The organism is Arthrobacter sp. Y3221048, from assembly GCF_059092685.1.
Map to the genome: position 1 here is coordinate 115416 of NZ_JBNHHX010000006.1, position 18837 is coordinate 134252.

General features: G+C 68.5%; 18 protein-coding genes and 1 pseudogene. 12 read left to right on the plus strand and 7 right to left on the minus strand.

The genetic code is table 11. The features are described from left to right. Window positions 1-36 precede the first annotated feature (36 nt). Window positions 37-1044: a DNA polymerase III subunit delta gene (gene holA / locus AC5RVS_RS16395; RefSeq protein ID WP_494108930.1), complete on the plus strand. Its 1008-nt coding sequence runs from the start codon at window positions 37-39 to the stop codon at window positions 1042-1044. A gap of 68 nt (window positions 1045-1112) precedes the next feature. Here holA and AC5RVS_RS16400 read toward each other — a convergent pair whose 3' ends face one another. The 3 genes from AC5RVS_RS16400 to AC5RVS_RS16410 all read right to left on the minus strand — a co-directional run bounded on the left by AC5RVS_RS16400 (window position 1113) and on the right by AC5RVS_RS16410 (window position 2695). Further along, the gene (locus tag AC5RVS_RS16400) at window positions 1113-1391 is read right to left on the minus strand and encodes a hypothetical protein (RefSeq protein WP_494108931.1); all 279 of its coding nucleotides are present in this window, start codon (window positions 1389-1391) and stop codon (window positions 1113-1115) included. Between the two features lie 197 nt (window positions 1392-1588). Beyond that, window positions 1589-1849 carry a 30S ribosomal protein S20 gene (gene rpsT / locus AC5RVS_RS16405; RefSeq protein ID WP_493978395.1) on the minus strand — a complete coding sequence of 87 codons (261 nt, stop codon included), beginning with the start codon at window positions 1847-1849 and terminating at the stop codon, window positions 1589-1591. Between the two features lie 267 nt (window positions 1850-2116). Beyond that, complete coding sequence (locus AC5RVS_RS16410) at window positions 2117-2695, minus strand: type II toxin-antitoxin system PemK/MazF family toxin (RefSeq protein ID WP_494108932.1); 579 nt, start codon at window positions 2693-2695, stop codon at window positions 2117-2119. Window positions 2696-2961: 266 nt separating this feature from the next. On the opposite strand from AC5RVS_RS16410, the gene lepA reads away from it, so the two are divergent. Next, window positions 2962-4815: a translation elongation factor 4 gene (gene lepA, locus AC5RVS_RS16415; RefSeq protein WP_493978550.1), complete on the plus strand. Its 1854-nt coding sequence runs from the start codon at window positions 2962-2964 to the stop codon at window positions 4813-4815. A 44-nt stretch (window positions 4816-4859) separates the two neighbouring features. Beyond that, a complete protein-coding gene (gene hemW, locus AC5RVS_RS16420; protein ID WP_494108933.1) occupies window positions 4860-6089 on the plus strand; it encodes a radical SAM family heme chaperone HemW in 1230 nt (409 codons plus the stop codon). Here hemW and AC5RVS_RS16425 read toward each other — a convergent pair. Next, entirely contained in the window at window positions 6037-6663 is a 627-nt protein-coding gene (locus tag AC5RVS_RS16425) for a TetR-like C-terminal domain-containing protein (RefSeq protein WP_494108934.1), read from the minus strand. The genes hemW and AC5RVS_RS16425 overlap by 53 nt on opposite strands. Window positions 6664-6793: 130 nt before the next feature. Here AC5RVS_RS16425 and AC5RVS_RS16430 point away from each other — a divergent pair. Continuing rightward, window positions 6794-7015 (plus strand): annotated as a pseudogene (locus tag AC5RVS_RS16430) (monooxygenase family protein); the annotation flags it as partial. A 235-nt stretch (window positions 7016-7250) separates the two neighbouring features. Here the strand turns inward: AC5RVS_RS16430 and AC5RVS_RS16435 are convergent. Then, entirely contained in the window at window positions 7251-7673 is a 423-nt protein-coding gene (locus AC5RVS_RS16435) for a DUF4870 domain-containing protein (RefSeq protein ID WP_493987159.1), read from the minus strand. Between the two features lie 109 nt (window positions 7674-7782). Continuing rightward, window positions 7783-8625: a DUF3097 family protein gene (locus AC5RVS_RS16440; RefSeq protein ID WP_494108935.1), complete on the minus strand. Its 843-nt coding sequence runs from the start codon at window positions 8623-8625 to the stop codon at window positions 7783-7785. A 146-nt stretch (window positions 8626-8771) separates the two neighbouring features. Here AC5RVS_RS16440 and hrcA point away from each other — a divergent pair, with 146 nt between their 5' ends. The 3 genes from hrcA to AC5RVS_RS16455 all read left to right on the plus strand — a co-directional run bounded on the left by hrcA (window position 8772) and on the right by AC5RVS_RS16455 (window position 11823). After that, window positions 8772-9785: a heat-inducible transcriptional repressor HrcA gene (hrcA, locus tag AC5RVS_RS16445; protein ID WP_494108936.1), complete on the plus strand. Its 1014-nt coding sequence runs from the start codon at window positions 8772-8774 to the stop codon at window positions 9783-9785. Between the two features lie 74 nt (window positions 9786-9859). After that, a complete protein-coding gene (dnaJ, locus tag AC5RVS_RS16450) occupies window positions 9860-10993 on the plus strand; it encodes a molecular chaperone DnaJ (RefSeq protein WP_493987162.1) in 1134 nt (377 codons plus the stop codon). 2 nt (window positions 10994-10995) lie between these two features. Further along, window positions 10996-11823: a 16S rRNA (uracil(1498)-N(3))-methyltransferase gene (locus tag AC5RVS_RS16455; protein ID WP_494108937.1), complete on the plus strand. Its 828-nt coding sequence runs from the start codon at window positions 10996-10998 to the stop codon at window positions 11821-11823. A gap of 18 nt (window positions 11824-11841) precedes the next feature. On the opposite strand, the gene AC5RVS_RS16460 is transcribed toward AC5RVS_RS16455, so the two are convergent. Continuing rightward, complete coding sequence (locus AC5RVS_RS16460) at window positions 11842-12753, minus strand: GerMN domain-containing protein (RefSeq protein WP_494108938.1); 912 nt, start codon at window positions 12751-12753, stop codon at window positions 11842-11844. Window positions 12754-13122: 369 nt separating this feature from the next. On the opposite strand from AC5RVS_RS16460, the gene AC5RVS_RS16465 reads away from it, so the two are divergent. The 5 genes from AC5RVS_RS16465 (at window position 13123) to AC5RVS_RS16485 (ending at window position 18836) form a co-directional block, all read left to right on the plus strand. Beyond that, window positions 13123-14229: a PhoH family protein gene (locus AC5RVS_RS16465; protein WP_494108998.1), complete on the plus strand. Its 1107-nt coding sequence runs from the start codon at window positions 13123-13125 to the stop codon at window positions 14227-14229. Next, entirely contained in the window at window positions 14226-14699 is a 474-nt protein-coding gene (gene ybeY / locus AC5RVS_RS16470; protein ID WP_494108939.1) for an rRNA maturation RNase YbeY, read from the plus strand. Before AC5RVS_RS16465 ends, ybeY begins: the two co-directional genes overlap by 4 nt. 9 nt (window positions 14700-14708) lie before the next feature. Then, complete coding sequence (locus AC5RVS_RS16475; RefSeq protein ID WP_494108940.1) at window positions 14709-16046, plus strand: hemolysin family protein; 1338 nt, start codon at window positions 14709-14711, stop codon at window positions 16044-16046. A gap of 44 nt (window positions 16047-16090) precedes the next feature. Continuing rightward, window positions 16091-17038, plus strand: coding sequence for a GTPase Era (gene era / locus AC5RVS_RS16480; RefSeq protein ID WP_493987531.1), 948 nt, complete (start codon window positions 16091-16093; stop codon window positions 17036-17038). 244 nt (window positions 17039-17282) lie between these two features. Beyond that, complete coding sequence (locus tag AC5RVS_RS16485; protein ID WP_494108941.1) at window positions 17283-18836, plus strand: LCP family protein; 1554 nt, start codon at window positions 17283-17285, stop codon at window positions 18834-18836. Window position 18837: the final 1 nt, after the last annotated feature.

Genomic DNA, 18837 nt, shown 5'->3' on the forward strand with positions numbered 1-18837 from the left:
CGTGAAACTCTTGACCTGAACAAGGAGGAATCTGCCGTGAACCCGCCACCCGGATCCCGCTCTTCGGCCGCCAAGAAGAGCGCCGTCACCGTCTCCTGGCGTGACGTCGAGCCGGCCGCCGTCGTGCTCGTCAGCGGTCCGGAAGAGTACTTGGCGCACCGGGCCAAGGAACGAATACGGGGCCTCCTGCGGGGCCGGCACCCGGACCTCGAGCTGGTCCAGCTTGATGCCTCCGCCTACACCGCCGGCGAGCTCACGATGCTGGCCAGCCCCAGCCTCTTCGGCGAAGCCAAACTCATTGAGGCGTCGTCCCTGGCGCAGATGACCGACGAGTTCCTCACGGACCTGCTGGCCTATGTGGCGGCCCCGGGCGACGACGTCTGGCTCGTCCTCCACCACGGGGGCGGAACCCGCGGCAAGAAACTGCTGGACGCGGTAAAGGCTTCCGGGGCACCCGTGGTCGACTGCCAGGCCATGAAGAAGGACTCGGACAAACTGGACTTCGTCAGGCAGGAGTTCAAGTCGGCGCGCCGGGCCATCGACCCTGCCGCTGCCCAGGCCCTCGTGGCCGCCGTCGGCTCGTCGCTGCCGGACCTGGCCGCCGCCTGCTCCCAGTTGATTTCCGACGCCGACAGCGCGGTCACCGAAGAGACGGTCGAGAAGTACTACGGCGGACGGGTCGAGGCCACCGGATTCAAAGTCGCGGATGCGGCCGTTTCCGGCCGCGGCGCAGCGGCGCTGTCGTCCCTCCGGCACGCCCTGGCCACCGGCGTGGATCCCGTGCCGATTGTTGCCGTGCTGGCCATGAAGCTGCGCCAGATTGCCAAGGTCAAGAGCGCGTCGGCCAATGCACGTGACCTGGGCATGGCGCCGTGGCAGTTCGACCAGGCCCGCAGGGACGCCCGGCTGTGGGAATCAGAGGCCCTGGCCCGCTGCATCCAGGTCTTGGCCGAGACCGACGCCCAGGTCAAAGGCGAGGGCCGGGACCCGGAATATGCCGTGGAGCGGGCCGTCACCTTCATCGCCACCAGCGCGCGCCGTTGAACGCCGACGCCAACGGTTCCGGGAACTTTCCGCCCTGCCCTTAGGCCGAAACAGCAGGGTTCCCGGCCTCAGGTGCCGCTGGCACTTCCGCCGCGACCCCGGACCCGGCTGCCCATGTAGCCGCCGAGGAAGCCCCCGGTAATCGCAACCGCTGAGCCGGCCCGGGCCAGACCGATCCCCAGCCCCTGGCTGCCCCTCCGGCGGGCGAGCCACGAGCCCGCGAACACCAGGGTGGCTGCCGTGGTCGCGGAGGAATGCAAGACGCCGATGCGCCGCGTGGCCCGGTCCGCCGTGGTCCACTCGGCCAGGCCGGCCACTGCGGTGGGCAGGGCGGCCAGAACGCCCAAGCCCACCAAGCGGCGGGCAGCCCGGCAGCGCCCCGCGGAACACAACCAGCCCAGCGGGACACAACCAAAGGTACCCTCCGGGCGGGCCGTCGTCTGCAGCCGGACGGCCGGACGCACAAAAGCCGGAGGCCGCCACCCCGAACGGGTGGCGGCCTCCGGCCTTGGCTTAGGTCGGCCTTTCGGCCGGAACACGCTGCTTAGAGCGCGTTGACCTTCTTGGCCAGCGAAGACTTGTGGTTCGCGGCGTTGTTCTTGTGGATGACACCCTTGCTGACGGCCTTGTCGAGCTTCCGGCTAGCGGCAACCAGGGCGGTGGCGGCGGCGTCCTGGTCAGCGGACTGGACGGCACCGGTCACGGCGCGGATGGCGGTCTTCAGCTCGGACCGAACCGAGATGTTGCGCTGGCGTGCCTTCTCGTTGGTGAGGATGCGCTTCTTCTGGGACTTGATATTGGCCACGAAATAACTCTCTTTGTTGAGGAACTTGGTCTTTTGAGGGCAGTCGGTCCGGTCATTGACTGAGCGGCGTGGGGTACCGTAATGGCAACCGGCCCGAGGTGCCCGTCGACCTGCGCGGACACACAGCTATAAATGTTAGCAGATCCGCGCTCAGGGCGGCGGATCTGAGCGCGACCGACACGCCGCGCCCCGGCGGCGGGCCTGCGGGCGGGCGACACGCCGCGGCCCGGCCGATGCACAGCCCGGGACCGCCGGCCACCCCTCCGATCAACTCCAGCCGCGGCGGCGCATGGCCCGGGCAACCTCGTCGAACGAGGCCCGCGGCAGCACCGCTCCTTCGCGCCGGACCCGATCCGGCTCCAGTTGCAGCACGCGGTCGAGCTTGACTTCACTCGGGCGGCCCCGGACATCCCAGGCACCGGAGCCCAGATCCAGGTAGTCGCCGTCGCGCCGGCCGTCGTTGTTCCGGTCCCGTGTGGTCAGCATGAGCGCCAGTAAGCGGCCGCGGTGGTAGCCGATGACAAGGACGGGCCTGTCCTTGCCCCGCGTGTGGTCCTCTTCATACGGCACCCACGTCCAGACGATCTCGCCGGGGTCCGGCGCGCCGTCGGCCTCGGGGGAGTAGCTGATGGAACCCGTGCCCCGGTAGTCGCCCGGATACGCCGAGCCCGGACCGGTTTCCGTGCCCCGGGGACCGGCCACACCTCCGGGAGGCCGGCCCTGCCTGCCGGCCACCGGACCGCGCCGCGGCGTGGAACCTCCGGAGTGTCCGGCGCCGGACAGCCCGCGGACGACCCGGACGGCGGAGCGAAGGAGACGGTTGAAGCCGTGCTGGGAAAATGCCATGGCCCTAGGCTACCGATGGCGGCACGGGCGGGAAATCGACGCGTCTGCCGTTTCGGCAAGGCCGCGATATGGGCGGGTCTGCCGTTTCGGCACCTGCGCGAGAGCGGCGGGTCCGTCGATCCGGCACATGAGCGATCTCGCCAGCTACGCGCCCGGGTGCGCGGATCACGGGCCGGCGTGGGACACTTATAGTTGAGCAAATTCAGCGTGCTGGTCGACCCGGCCGCATTGCCGTAGCCCGCTTGTCTGAGAGTAAGGAACCATCTGTGTCACCGATGGCCCGCACCGCGCCGGTGCCTGCCGCCACCGATCCGGCGATCATCAGGAACTTTTGCATCATCGCCCACATCGACCACGGCAAGTCCACTCTTGCCGACCGGATGCTCCAGCTCACCGGCGTGGTCCAGCCGCGCGACATGAAGGCCCAGTACCTGGACCGGATGGACATCGAGCGGGAACGCGGCATCACCATTAAGTCCCAGGCCGTGCGCATGCCATGGGAGCTTGACGACGTCAGTTACGCCCTGAACATGATCGACACCCCGGGCCACGTGGACTTCACCTATGAAGTTTCCCGGTCACTGGCAGCCTGCGAAGGCGCGGTCCTGCTGGTGGACGCGGCCCAGGGCATCGAGGCCCAGACGCTGGCCAACCTCTACCTGGCGATGGAGAACGACCTCACCATCATCCCGGTCCTGAACAAGATCGACCTGCCGGCCGCGCAGCCGGAAAAGTACGCGGCCGAGCTGGCGAACCTGATCGGCGGCGACCCCGAAGACGTGCTGAAGGTCTCCGGCAAGACCGGCGTGGGCGTCGAAGCGCTGCTGGACAAGATCGTGCGCGACCTGCCGGCCCCCACGGGCGACGCGGACGCACCGGCCCGTGCGATGATCTTCGACTCGGTCTACGACACCTACCGCGGTGTGGTCACGTATGTCCGGGTGGTCGACGGAAAGCTCTCGCCGCGCGAACGCATCCAGATGATGTCCACCCGGGCCAGCCACGAGCTGCTCGAGATCGGGGTCAGCTCGCCCGAACCCACCCCGTCCAACGGCCTGGGCGTCGGGGAGGTCGGCTACCTGATCACCGGCGTGAAGGACGTCCGCCAGTCCAAGGTCGGCGACACCGTCACCAACCTGCTCAAGCCGGCAGCGGAGTCCCTCGGCGGCTACGCAGACCCCAAGCCCATGGTCTTTTCCGGGCTCTACCCGATAGACGGCACGGACTACCCGGTACTGCGCGACGCGCTGGACAAGCTCAAGCTCAACGACGCGGCGCTGATCTACGAGCCGGAGACCTCAGCGGCCCTCGGCTTCGGCTTCCGGGTCGGCTTCCTCGGGCTGCTGCACCTGGAAATCACCCGGGAACGGCTTGAGGCCGAGTTCAACCTGGACCTGATCTCCACGGCCCCCAACGTGGTCTACGAGGTCACGCTGGAGGACAAGAAGATCCTGACGGTCACCAACCCGAGCGAATATCCGGACGGGAAGGTTTCCGAGGTCCGCGAGCCGATGGTCTCCGCCACCATCCTCGCGCCCAACGAGTTCGTCGGCACCATTATGGAGCTCTGCCAAGGCCGCCGCGGTGAAATGAAGGGGATGGACTACCTCTCCGAGGACCGCGTGGAGCTGCGTTACCGGCTGCCGCTGGCGGAAATCGTCTTCGACTTCTTCGACAACCTCAAGTCGCGCACCCGCGGCTATGCCTCGCTGGACTGGAAGGCCGACGGCGAACAGGTGGCCGATCTGGTCAAGGTGGACATCCTGCTGCAGGGCGAACAGGTGGACGCGTTCAGCGCCATCACGCACCGCGAGAAAGCCTACAGCTACGGCGTGATGATGACCTCCAAGCTGCGCGAACTCATCCCGCGCCAGCAGTTCGAGGTGCCCATCCAGGCCGCCATCGGATCCCGCATCATCGCGCGCGAAAACATCCGCGCCATCCGCAAGGACGTGCTCGCCAAGTGCTACGGCGGCGACATCTCCCGCAAGCGCAAGCTGCTGGAGAAGCAGAAGGAAGGCAAGAAGCGGATGAAGATGGTCGGCCGCGTGGAAGTCCCACAGGAGGCCTTCATCGCCGCGCTGTCGTCGGATGACTCCAAGGACAAGGCAAAGAAGTAGTTCGGCTGTGCATGTAACAACAACGACGGCGGAGGCCCGCCTCAGTGCCTAGCGTCCTGCCCGTGGGGGACCCGGCGCCGGCCGACGGCCTGCTGCCCGCCCAGGCGGCGGAAGGTGCGGAAGACCGCGCGTTCTGCCTGTATGTGCACATTCCGTTCTGCCGGGTGCGCTGCGGCTACTGCGATTTCAACACCTATACCGCCAAGGAACTGGGTTCGGGGGCGTCGCAGGATGAGTACTCGGGCACGGTGAACGCGGAGCTGGAGCTGGCCGCGCGGGTACTGCGCGGTTCCGGCGTGCCGGAACGGCCGCTGTCCACTGTGTTCTTTGGGGGCGGCACGCCCACCCTGTTGCCGGCGGCGGACCTGGCGTCCATGCTCGGCCAGGCGACGGGCCTGTGGGGTTTGGAATCGGGCGCCGAAGTCACCACCGAAGCCAACCCGGACTCGGTCACGCCGCAGTCGCTGCAGATCCTGGCCGACGCCGGTTTCACCCGGGTGTCCTTCGGCATGCAGTCGGCCGTGCCGCATGTGCTGAAGGTGCTCGACCGCACGCACGACCCGGAACGGGTGCCGCAGGCGGTGCAGTGGGCACGCGACGCCGGGCTGAACGTCAGCCTTGACCTGATCTACGGCACGCCCGGCGAATCCATCGCGGACTGGGAAGCCAGCCTCGACTCCGCGATCAGCTGCACGCCGGACCATATCTCCGCGTACGCCCTGATCGTCGAGGAAGGCACCAAACTTGCCGCCCAGATCCGCCGCGGCGAAGTACCCGGCATCGACGACGACGACCACGCCGCGAAGTATGAGATCGCCGACGCGCGCCTCGGCGCCGCAGGCTTCGGATGGTACGAGGTCAGCAACTGGGCCCGCACTCCCGGGGACCGCTGCCGGCACAACCTGGCCTACTGGCGCGGGGACGACTGGTGGGGAGCCGGCCCCGGCGCTCATTCGCACATGGGTGGCGTCCGCTGGTGGAACGTGAAGCACCCCGCGGCGTACGCCCAGCGCCTGGCCACGGGGGTCTCGCCGGCAGCCGGCCGGGAAACGCTGGACACCGGCACCCGTCAGCTGGAACACGTGATGCTGCAGACCCGCATCGTCGACGGGCTGCACACCCGGGACCTGGGGCCGAACGGCCGGAAGGCCGTGGCCGGACTGATCGCCGATGCCCTGGTGGACCCTGCCGCGGCGTTCGCCGGCACCATCCGGCTCACCCTCAAGGGCCGGCTGCTGGCCGACGCCGTGGTGCGGCGGTTGCTCGAGGACTGACCGCGCCGGCCTCCAGCGACCGGCCCACCCGGTGGAGGGCCGCCTCGTAGGCTGAGTCCCAGCTCCACCCCGCCGCCGGCGCGCCCGCCAGCTCCAGCGAGACGAGCCCGTGGACCTGGCCCCACACCACGCCAACCATGGACGCGACGTCGTCGTCCGAAGCCCCGGGAAGGGCGGCGGCAACGGCGGCGAACAGCGGCGCGATCGCCGGTTCCGCCGCGCCGGGCGTCGGCCGGCACGGCACCTGGCTGGCCAATGAACCGCCGAACATGAGGCCGTACAGGACCGGATGCTCCAAGGCCCACGCCCGATAGGCCCGGCCCAGCGCTTCCAGTCCATCGGGAGCGGCCCGCTGCTGGGCGGCCGCAAAGGAGGCAAAGCCGTCGTCGAGAATGGCGGTCAGCAATTCCGCCTTCCCGCCGAAGAGCGAGTACACCGCCGTCGTCGACGTCCCGGCCGCCGCCGCGATCGCCCGGAGCGACACCGCGGCCGCGCCGTCGCGGGCTATCAGGGCCGCGGCGGTGTCGAGGAGCCTGCGACGCAGCGAATCATCGTGGACTATGGGTCTTGCCATAACCCCAGTATTCCATAACACTGTTCTGTAACACTGTTACGAAAGGAATCGGCTCATGTCGGAACACGTACACACAGGACGGTTCACAGCCGATCCGGGCAGCGAACGGGTCACGGTCTTCCTTATCGGGATGCGCGCCAACCGCTGGTGGAAGATCGGTAAGGTGGCACGCACCGCGTCGGCGATGCCGGGGATGCTGGCACACCTGGCGGCATCACCGGAGGCCGGGCTGCTCGGCTTCCACCAATGGTTCGGGCGCACCACGATCCTGGTCAGCTACTGGAAGAGCCCGGAACACTTGCAGCGGTTCGCGTCCGACCGCTCGGCGCCGCACCTGGAACCCTGGCGTCGATTCATGCGGGAATCGGCCGGCAGCGGGGACGTCGGCGTCTGGCACGAAACCTACGAGACGGTGCCGGGGGGGCCGGGAGTCTATCTACAGCGACATGCCGCGCTTCGGTCTGGCGGCGGCGACCGCCCACGTGCCGATCGCGGCGGGGATGAACACCGCCCGGCAGCGGTTCTCCCGGCAGGCAGGCTAGGAGGGCGGCTGCGCTACCGGATCAGCAGCGCTACCGGAACAGGCGCTACCGGAACAGGCGCAGGTTGTAGGCGTACCGGTACGGAACGCCGCGGTTGCACTTGACGCCGGCAATGACGGAATTGACCGTCAGGAAGACCCAGATGGCGGCCGCGATGACGGCAAAGAGTCCGCTGACCGCCGGGATGACGATCAGCAGGTTCGCAATGATGGCCACCACCGTGGGCGGAACGGTGAAGTTCAGGGCTTCCTTGGACTCCTGGGCGGTAAACGGTCCACGGTCCTTGAAGATCAGGTAGATCGCCAGCGACGGGAAGCAGCCCAGGATGCCGCCGAAGTGCGCCATGGTGGCCCATTGCCGGTCCTCCGAAGGGGTCAGGGGCAAAGCGGACGCCGACGCGCTCTGGTACTGCTGGCGCGGAGCGGACTTGCGCTCCGGCTGCTGCTTACGAGCAGAGTTATCGGACACTGGACCTACCTTCGGAAAATCTGCTGATGGCTCACTTCTGTTCCTAGCCTAGCCGTTCCACCCCGCCGTCCGGTGCATTCCGCGGGCGCCGGCGCCGGTCGGAACCGGCTCAAACCGTCAGGAAATCGATGACTTCTTCCACCCGGCCCAGGAGGCTGGGCTCCAGGTCGGCATAGGTGTTGACACTGCCCAGCAGCCTCTTCCAGCCGTCGGCGATGTCGATCTGGGTCCGGTGCGGCCAGCCGAGGCCGGCGAGGATGCCGGTCTTCCAATCGGTGCCGCGCGGCACCACCGGCCACTGGGTCCGTCCGATCACGGAGGGTTTGATCGCCTGCCAGACATCGACATAGGGGTGGCCCACAATCAGTACGTTGCCCGAGGCTGCGGGCACGGCCATGGCGGCCTCGGCAATCCGCCACTCCTTGGAATTGGGGACCAGGTGGTCCACCAGGATGCCGAGCCTGCGCTGCGGCCCGGGGGAGAAGTCCGCCACTGCCGCCGCCAGATCGTCGACGCCGTGCAGGGGCTCGACCACGATGCCCTCCACCCGGAGGTCGTCTCCCCAGACCTTCTCCACGAGCTCCGCGTCATGCTTGCCTTCGACCCAGATCCGGCTGGCCCGCGCCACCCTGGCCCGCTGTCCCTCGACCTTGACCGAACCGGATGCCGTCCGTTGCCGGACGGGAGCCTTCGCGGCGGGCGCCGCCGGCACCACCTTCACCGGCTCGCCCTCGAACAGGAAGCCGAAGCCCAGCGGGAACGAGCGGACTTTGCCCCGGCGGTCTTCCAGCGAAACCAGATGCACGCCGCCGGACTTTTCCACCCGGACGACGGCGCCGACCCAGCCGCTCTGTGCGTCCTCCAGCACCAGGCCCGGTTCGGCGCCGATTTCGCGCAGTGCCCGGGCCTTGGGGGCGGTGAGATCCTGGGGGCCCCAGCCGTAGCTGCTCATAAGCTTTAAGTCCTCTGCTGGTTGTCGTCCTCACGGCACGGCCGCCCGACAATGCTAACAACGGCGGCGACGTATTAGACTTAGCACTTGGACGTGTTGAGTGCTAACAGTCTGTCCGCAGACGAGTTGGAGACAGGAGGAGTGCAGTGAGCGAGGTCCGGAGGCTGGAAGTGCTCCGCGCCATTGTCGAAGACTATGTGCACTCGCGCGAGCCGGTGGGCTCCAAGGCACTGGTCGACCGGCACAGCCTGGGCGTGTCGTCAGCCACCATCCGCAACGACATGGCGGCGCTGGAAGAAGACGGGTTGATCGTTGCCCCGCACACCAGTGCCGGCCGGATTCCCACGGACAAGGGCTACCGCCTGTTCGTGGACCGGATTTCGGACGTCAAGCCGCTCTCTGCTCCCGAGCGCCGCGCCATCCAGAAACTGCTGGACGGCGCCGACGACCTCGACGATGTCATGGAACGCACCGTGCGTTTGCTGTCCCAGCTGACCAATCAGGTGGCCGTGATCCAGTATCCGCAGCTGGGTGCCGCCAGGGTGCGGCACATCGAGTTCATCTTGCTGGGTCCGCGCAGGGTCCTGGCGGTGCTGATCGCGGACAACGGCAAAGTGGAACAGCATGTCGCGGCGCTTCCCGCGGACGTCACCGAGGATGCGCTGGCCACGCTGCGCGCCGCGTTCCTGTCCGCGCTGTCCGGCAAACCGCTGGCGGCAGTGCCGGGCCTGCTGAAGACCTTCCCGGTGCCGGCGGAGGCCGCGCCCGCGGGCACGGCCGAGGCCTTGGCGTCGCAGCTTGCACAGCTTGCCGCGGCCACGAACGAGGAGCGGATCCTGATGGCCGGCACGGCCAACCTGGCCCGTTCCACCGTCGACTTCCAGCTGAGCATCGGCCCCATCCTCGAGGCCCTCGAAGAACAGGTGGTGCTGCTGCAGTTGCTCTCCGAGCTGCACCAGGACGCCCGAGGCATGTCGGTGAGCATCGGCAGTGAAAACCCCTACGGTTCGCTGGCCGAAACCTCCGTGGTGGCCACCGGGTACGGCCCGGGCGCGACGGCGAAGGTCGGCATCCTCGGCCCCACCCGGATGGACTATCCCACCACCATGGCCGCAGTGCGCGCCGTCGCACGTTATTTGTCACGGATCCTCGCCGGCTAGCCACACGCCGCGCAGTGTCCGCACCGGCCGTCGTCGCCGGTGAACCGATCCCCAGGAAGTGAAGTACTACTAAGGTGAGTAACCACTACGACGCCCTCGGTGTCAGCCAAGACGCCTCGACCGAGGAAATCAAGAAGGCCTACCGCAAACTGGCCCGCAAACTGCACCCGGACGTGAACCCCGGCCCGGAGGCAGCCGAACAGTTCAAGCAGGTCAGCCACGCCTACGAGGTGCTGTCGGACCCGCAGAAGCGGCGCATCTACGACACCACCGGCAACGAGAACGGCACCGACAACGGCTTCGGCGGCGGCTTCTCCGGGTCCGGCTTCGCCTTCCAGGACATCTTCGAAAGCTTCTTCGGCGGCGCCGGAGCAGGCGGCGCCGGCCCGGCCTCCCGGACCCGCCGGGGCCAGGACGCCCTGATCAACGTGCGGATCGACCTCAAGGACGCGGTCTTCGGGGTCAACAAGAAGATCGAGGTGGACACCGCCGTCGTCTGCCCCACCTGCGACGGCAGCTGCTGCCGCCCCGGTACCAGCCCGCGCACGTGCGACATCTGCGGCGGCTCCGGCCAGGTCCAACGTGCGGTGCGGTCCATCCTGGGCCAGGTCATGACCACTGCCGCGTGCGGCAGCTGCCAGGGCTTCGGCACGATCATTCCCGACCCCTGCAACGAGTGCAACGGCGAGGGCCGCGTCCGCAGCCGCCGTTCGCTGACCATCAAGCTCCCGGCGGGTGTCGGGACCGGAACGCGGATCCAGCTGGCGGGCCAGGGCGAAGCCGGCCCGGCGGGCGGCCCGCAGGGTGACCTGTACGTGGAAATCCGGGTGAATCCGGACAAGAATTTCCTCCGCGAGGGCGACGACCTGCACGTCACTCTCTCGGTGCCGATGACCGCTGCCGCGCTGGGCACCGACCTGACCCTGGACACCTTCGACGGTGAACAGGAAATCAGCATCAAGCCCGGCACGCAGGCGGGCGAGACCCTCACCCTGCGCGGCCTGGGCGTGACCCACCTGCGCGGCTACGGTCGCGGCGACCTGCAGGTGCACGTGCATGTGGAGACCCCCAGCAAGCTGGATGCGGAGCAGGAGGACCTGCTGCGCCGGCTGGCCCGGGCCCGCGGCGAGGAATACACCGAGGGCAAGCTGGCGTCCTCCGGCACGGGCGTCTTCGCCCGCCTGCGGGACCGGCTCGGTAACCTTTAGGCGTGACCAGCCACCTGTTCTTCACCGCTCCCGGCGAGCTCGACGCAGTCGGCCCGGGCGACAGCTTCACCCTGGGCGGCGACGAGGCGCGGCACGCCGTCACTGTCAAGCGTATCGAGCCCGGCGAAGCCGTCGATCTGGCCGACGGGCGGGGCCGCCGGCTGGTCGGCGAGGCCGTCGCCGGCACCTCCGGACAGCTCACCGTCCGGGCACTGCAGGTCCTGCACGAGCCCAGCCCCGACCCGGAGTTGGTGCTGGTGCAGGCCCTGGCCAAGGGGAACCGCGACGAACTTGCCATCGAGGCAGCCACCGAACTGGGCGTCGATGCCGTGGTGCCGTGGCAGGCCGAACGCAGCATCGTGCGCTGGAAGGCGGACAAGGCGGCCAAGGGCGCGGCGAAATGGCAGCTGGCGGTCCGGGCGGCCGCCAAGCAGTCGCGGCGGGCGCGTGTTCCGGAGGTGGAGCCGCTGGTGGAACGGGCCGGGCTCTGTGCCCTGATCCGGGACAGCCGGCTGTCGCTGCTGCTGCAGGAGGACGCCGAGCGCAGCGTGGCCGACGCCCTGGACGGCGCAGGGTTGCGTGCGGGCCCATCCCCCGGGGAGCGCGGCGGAATCGACGACGGCGGTGCCTCACCCGAAGGGCGTACCGGCGGCGCGGCGCGCGTGCTGATGATTGTGGGTCCGGAAGGCGGGATGAGCCGGGCCGAAGTGGACGCGATGCTCGACGCCGGGGCGGTGGCCGTTCGGCTGGGTCCGCACGTCCTGCGTTCCTCCACGGCCGGACCCGCGGCCTTGACCTTGCTCAGCGAGTTGCTGGGCCGCTGGCGCTGACCGGGCGGGCAGAACTGCCTAGGTGACGGTGAAGACCTTGCTGTCCACATTCTGCCGTTCTTCGGTCCGCCCACCCTGGTCCTTCTGGAACACGTACAGCCGGTAGGTGCCCGGATCCAGCTTCTGGCTGAACCTGAACTCGCCGATCTGGCCGGCGTCTGCATCAACGCGGGCCGTGCCGTCCTTGACCAGTTCGCCTTCGGACGTGTCCGCGGAGTCGGCAATGCGGTAGATCTGCCAGCTCAGCTCCGATTCAAAGGCGACGCCGCGGCCGAACACCTCCACGCGTCCGGCGGAGGTGGCACCTTCGGCCGGATCGATGATCCACACCGGGGCCGCCAGGCTGCTGTTCCGGACCATCGGCTCGCCCAGCGGCACATGGCCAAAGGCTTCATACCCGTGGTGCCCGTCCACGAGGATGACCACTTCCAGGGGATTGTCCGACGTGCTCAGCCCGGCGTTCGCCGCCGCGGCCGTGGCGGTGTAGACCAGTTGCTGCACGGCCCGTTCGGCGATGCCGGCGTCCACGCGGCGGCTGAAGGCGTCCGAGGAGATGTCCAGCGTGATGACCGAACCGTTGGTGATGGAAGCGCCCACCTTGCCCGCGGGGCTGAGCGGATTGAAGTAGTCCGGATCGAGGGGCTGCAGCCGCGTCAGCGCGGCCACCGCCGTCGTAATGGGGTCACCCAGGTTTTCCGCCTGGCGGTACTCGCGGTACAGGAACACGTTCTCGGCGTTGGTGCCCAGCCAATAGATGGGGGAGAGCTCCGAGGAGCGCAGGGTCTCGACCGGCACGCTGGAGACCAGGGGGCTGCTGGCCGAACCGGGGTCGGTGGGATTGGGCATTGAGGTCTGTCCGCCGCCGCCACCGCCGGCGGCCTGCGGCGAACATCCGAGCAGCACCAGCGACGAGGCAGTGACCAGGGCCAACCACGCACCGAAGCGGCGTGTTGGGACCGGGCCTGCAGGCTGCCGGAGCTGGTTGCTGGTGATGCTTTCGATCCCTTCTGGCGTGCGGAATGACTGGGCGGAGGTGGGGCGGGAACGGGCGGCTGCCGCCCTTCCTGCCCCACTAGCTTGGCACACGGTGGGGGGGCTGATGGCTGCTTTAACCAGCGCTCAACCGGACTGATGCACGATTGATGCAGGATCGATACCAAGGCGTTTTTCGTCCCCGCAGAGGACTGTGCGGCGGCTCGTGCCGTAGCATGGACGTGTACCGTCAGCACCGGATCCGTTCCGGCTTACCGCTAGCAAGCGCCCACCGAAGGAGCGATGAAAGGCCATATCGGCCGGACTATGTCCCAATCACGCCTGGATGTCGATCCGCTGGGATCAAGCAGCCGTTCCGTCCATTTCGATTCGTCGGAACACATGGTCAGGGCGCTCGGTGCCCACGACGAGGTGCTGCGGGTCATCGAGTCGGAGTTCAGCGATGTGGACCTGCATGTACGCGGCAACGAGCTTTCCATCTCCGGCCCCGCCGACGCGGTGCAGCTCACGCTCAATGTGGTGGAAGAGATCCGCGCCCTGGCAGCGAAGGATACGAGGATCACCGCGCAGGTGGTCGCCCAGCTGCTGCGCATGCTCGGCGAACAGTCGGCGCAGCGGCCGGCCGAGGTCCTGACGCTGAACATCCTCTCCTCGCGCGGCCGCAACATCAGGCCGAAAACCCTGAACCAGAAGAACTACGTCGAAGCCATCGACAACCACACCGTGGTGTTCGGCATCGGCCCGGCGGGCACCGGCAAGACCTACCTGGCGATGGCCAAGGCGGTCCAGGCCCTGCAGCACAAAGAGGTCAACCGCATCATCCTGACCCGTCCCGCCGTCGAGGCGGGGGAGCGGCTGGGCTTCCTGCCGGGCACGCTCAGCGACAAGATCGACCCGTACCTGCGCCCGCTCTACGACGCCCTGCACGACATGATGGACCCGGAGTCGATTCCGCGCCTGATGGCCGCGGGCACCATTGAGGTGGCGCCGCTGGCCTACATGCGCGGGCGCACGCTCAACGATGCGTTCATCATCTTGGACGAGGCGCAGAACACCACTCCCGAACAGATGAAGATGTTCCTCACCCGGCTGGGTTTCGGTTCCAAGATGGTGGTGACCGGCGACGTGACGCAGATCGACCTGCCCGGCGGCACCAGCTCGGGCCTGAAGATCGTCAGCGAGATACTCGACGGCGTGGAGGATGTCCGCTTCTCCCAGCTGGACGCCACGGACGTGGTCCGCCACCGGCTGGTCAGCGACATTGTGACGGCATACAGCCGCTGGGACGAGTCCCGCCGCGGCGATGCCGGACATGGCGGTGGCGGCCGCGGCGATGGCGCCCGCGGGCCGCGCCGCTCGCCCGCGGCCAGGCGGAAGACGGAAGCGGAAGCCGGCCCGGAGGGTGGAGCATGAGCATCGAGGTCAACAACGAATCAGCCGTCCCCGCCAACGAGGAAGAGTTGGTGCGGCTGGCACGGTTCGTGCTGGATTCGCTCTACGTCCATCCCGAAGCGGAACTGTCCATCATCATGGTGGACACCGAAGCGATGGAACGGCTGCACATTGAGTGGATGGACGAGCCGGGCGCTACCGACGTGCTGTCCTTCCCGATGGACGAGCTGCGTCCCGGTACCGCGATGAAGCCGGGCCCGCCCGGTGTGCTGGGCGACATCGTGATCTGCCCGCAGGTAGCGCAGGAGCAGGCGAAGAAGGCCGGGCACGGCCTCTTGGACGAAATGCTGCTGCTGACCACGCACGGCATCCTGCATCTGCTCGGCTTCGACCACGCCGAGCCGGCCGAGAAGGAAGAAATGTTCGGCCTGCAGCGCCAGCTGCTGTCGTCCTTCACGGGCAAGGCAGCCCCCACCGAAACCACCCTGTAGAGACCGGCGATGCTCTGGATACTGGCCGGCATGACGCTGGCTTTCACGCTCTTCGCCGGGGTGCTGACCGCCGCCGAGGCCGCCTTCACCTACCTGCCGCGGCACGACGCCGAAAACCTGCTGCGTTCCGGGCGGAGCCGCAGCCTGCGCCTCATCCTGGCCTCGCCGGCGGCACACATGCACGGGCTGCGGTTCTGGCGCGTCTGGTTCGAGATGGCCGCCGCCGTCGCCATCGCGCTGCTGTTCCACGATCTGCTCGACAACATCTGGCTGGCCGGCCTGCTCGCCACCGTCACCATGGCCGCCGTCGGGTTCGTGCTGGTCGGGGTTTCTCCGCGGCAACTGGGCCGGATGCACGCCAGCGCCGTCGTGCTGTCCACCGCATTGCCGGTCCGGCTGCTGTGCTCGGTGCTCGGTCCCGTGCCCCAATGGCTGGTCCGGGTGGGCAGCGCGGTGGCCCCGAACGCGCCGCGCGCCGACGCAGCCTTCTTCACCGAGGAGGAGTTCCGCGAACTGGTGGACCGGGCCAACGAATCAGACATGATCGAGGACACCGAGGCGGAACTGATCCACTCGGTCTTCGAGCTGGGCGACACCAAGGTCCGGTCGGTGATGGTGCCGCGCACGGATATGCTCAGCATCGACTCCGGCTCCACGCTGCAGGAGGCCATGACGCTGTTCCTGCAGTCCGGCTATTCGCGGATCCCGGTGATCATGGACACCGCGGACCAGATCCGCGGCATCGTCTACCTGAAGGACGTGGCCGCCCGGCTCCACGGCCGGGCCGACCACGGCGCCGGCATGCTGGTGGACCAGATCTGCCGCGAGGTCCGCTACGTTCCCGAGTCCAAGTCGGTCGGCGAGCTGCTGCAGGAGATGCAGCGCGAGTCCACGCACGTGGCCATCGTGATCGACGAATACGGCGGCACCGCCGGCTTGGTCACGCTGGAGGACCTCATCGAGGAGATTGTCGGCGAGATCGTCGACGAATACGACACCGAGCGCCCGGAAATCGAGGCGCTGCCGGACGGCCTGTACCGGGTCAGCGCCCGCACCGGCATCGACGACGTCGGCGAGCTGTTCAACTTGGAGCTGGACGACGAAGAGGTGGACACCGTCGGCGGACTGCTGGCGAAGAGCCTCGGCCGGGTGCCGATCGTCGGCAGCGAAGTAGTGCTGGACGGCCTGCATCTGCGTGCCGAACGGCTGGAGGGGCGGCGCAACCGCGTCAGCCACGTCCTGGCCTGGTATGAAACGCCCGCCCGGGACCAATACGCTAACGACGACGACGGCGCTGCCGCCGCCGATGACCCCGCCCGCATGCCCGGGACGGAGAGGGAACGATGACCAACCCCGAAAACGCCACCGGCGAAAACAGCACCGACAAGGCCATGGCCATGCCCTCCAGCGGCTGGCCGGAGGACTACCGCGCCGGTTTCGTGTCGCTGGTCGGCCGCCCGAACGCGGGCAAGTCGACCCTGACCAACGCGCTGGTCGGGCAGAAGGTGGCCATCACCTCCGCCAAACCGCAGACCACCCGGCATACCATCCGCGGCATCGTGCACCGGCCGGACGCCCAGCTGGTGCTGGTGGACACGCCCGGCCTGCACCGGCCCCGGACCCTGCTGGGGCAACGGCTGAACGACCTGGTGGCGGACACGCTTTCGGAAGTGGACGCGATCGGCTTCTGCCTGCCGGCCAACGAGAAGATCGGCCCCGGCGACCGCTTCATTGCCAACCAGCTGGCCGCCCTGTCCGGCAAGCCCGTGGTGGCACTGGTGACCAAGACCGACCTGATGGACAAGCAGGCGCTGGCCGAGCAGCTGCTGGCGGTGGCGGCGCTGGGCGAGGAGATTTTCGGCCCGGACGGTTTCGCCGACATCGTGCCGGTCTCCGCCGCCAAGGGGGACCAGGTACAGACCGTCGCCGATGTGCTGGTCCAGCAGATGCCGCTGTCGCCGCCGCTCTATCCCGACGGCGAGCTCACGGACGAGCCGGAAGCCGTCATGGTGGCCGAACTGGTCCGGGAGGCGGCGCTGGAGGGCGTGCGCGACGAACTGCCCCACTCGTTGGCCGTGGTGGTCGAGGAGATCGTGCCGCGCGAAGGCCGCAGCGCCGACAACCCGCTGCTGGATGTCCGGGTGAACCTCTTCGTGGAACGTCCGTCGCAGAAGGCCATCATCATCGGCAAGGGCGGGGAGAGGCTCCGTGACGTCGGCACCCGTGCACGCAAGGGGATCGAGGGCCTGCTGGGCACCCGCGTCTACCTGGATCTGCACGTGAAAATCGCCAAGGACTGGCAACGCGACCCCAAGCAACTGGTGCGGCTCGGTTTCTGAGCCGCGGGGGCAGCAGGGAACTTTCCCCGGCTGCAACCCGTAGAATACTTAGCGGCCAGTGATTGGGCTGGCCGCGTCTTTTCATCTGACTTACAACCGTGCAGAGGGGTATCCCGTGGCTCATCGCGGCAGTTTCGGTGATGACCCGCAGACCCCGACGGAACAGCCGCCGGCCGGGCAGGCTCGCGCGGGGCAATCCCCGGCCGGTCCGGGCACGCCGCGGCGGCAACCCAACCCCAGGCACATGGGCCGGGGACCCAGGCTGCTGTGGCTCAAGGTCGTGGCCGGCGCCCTGGCGCTGGCCCTGGCGGCGGGTGTCGGCGTCGTCGTGTACAAAATCGTGGGCCTGCGCGACAGCATCGCCACCTCGCCGCTGAACCTGGGCACCGGCGCCCCGGGGCTTCCGGTGGACCTGAGCCGCGATCCGGTGCAGATCCTCATCCTGGGAACCGACACGCGGGTGGGCAGCGACGGCCGCTACGGCTCGGACGGCCCCTCCGCCGGCTTCGGCAAATCGGACGTGATGATGCTGATGAACATGTCCGCGGACCGCGAGCGGGTCACCGTGGTCAGCCTGCCGCGCGACCTGCTCACCACCATCCCCACCTGCACCGATCCGGAGACCGGCGAGGTCTATCCGGAGCAGCAGGATGCCCAGCTCAATGCCGCCCTGACCTATGGCGGCCCCGGCTGCACCGTGGCAGCCGTCAACGAGATGACCGGCCTGGAGATCGACCACTTCATGATGGCCGACTTCAACGCGGTCAAGGAGCTCTCCACGGTGATCGGCGGAGTGGAAGTCTGCGTCAACGAGCCCATCAACGACAGCTACTCGAAGCTGCGGCTGCCGGCCGGTGTGAGCACCGTGCAGGGCGAGCAGGCGCTGGCGTTCCTGCGCACCCGGCACTCCTTCGGCGACGGCGGAGACCGCGGCCGGATCCGTGCGCAACAGAGCTTCCTGGCCTCCATGGCCCGCAAGGTCCAGTCCGAAGGCACGCTGACCAACGTGCCCCGCCTCTACTCCATTGCCGAGGCCGTGGTCAACAACCTCACGGTGGACGAAGGCCTGGCGGAGGTTCCCCGGCTGCTGGCCCTGGCGGACCGGGTCAAGGGCGTGGACCTGGGGAAGGTCGCGTTCGTCGCGCTGCCCACGCAGAGCGCCCCGATGGACGAGAACCGCCTGGTCCTGGACGAGGAGCCGGGCCAGGCCCTGTTCCAGATCCTGCGCGAGGACGGCGACGTCACCGCACCGGAGGTCAACACCGCGGGGACGCCGCCCGACCCGACGGCCACCGGCGAAGCCGGCGGGGAGCCCACGGCCGGTGCCGGAGAGGGCGGGACCCCGTCCCCGAAGGAAACCGACGACGGCGGGGCGACGGCCGGCGCGACGAAGGCGCCCGGCGAGGACCCGACGGCCGGCGTGCCGTCCTTCGACCCGGCCGAGCAGCCCGTCAAGGTGATCAACGCCTCCGGTGCGGCCGGCCGCGACGAGGAGCTCTCCGAACAACTGCAGGCGCTGGGCTACCTGCTGGCGGCCCCGGGCGACGCCGGATCCGAACGCACCACCACGCAGCTGTACTATTCGGCCGGATTCGAACACGTGGCCCTCGCCCTTGCGGAAGAGCTGAACGTTCCCCGGGCCAACGTCCTCGCCTCCGGCGACCACTACGGCGTCGCGCTTTCGGTCGGCCGGGACTTCACCAGCGGCGCGCAGCTGGCGGAGACCGGCGGTGTGGCCGGCGGCTTCAAGGGCCAGACCGCCGACCAGGTCACCTGCCAGCAGCCCGGCGCCTTCTAGC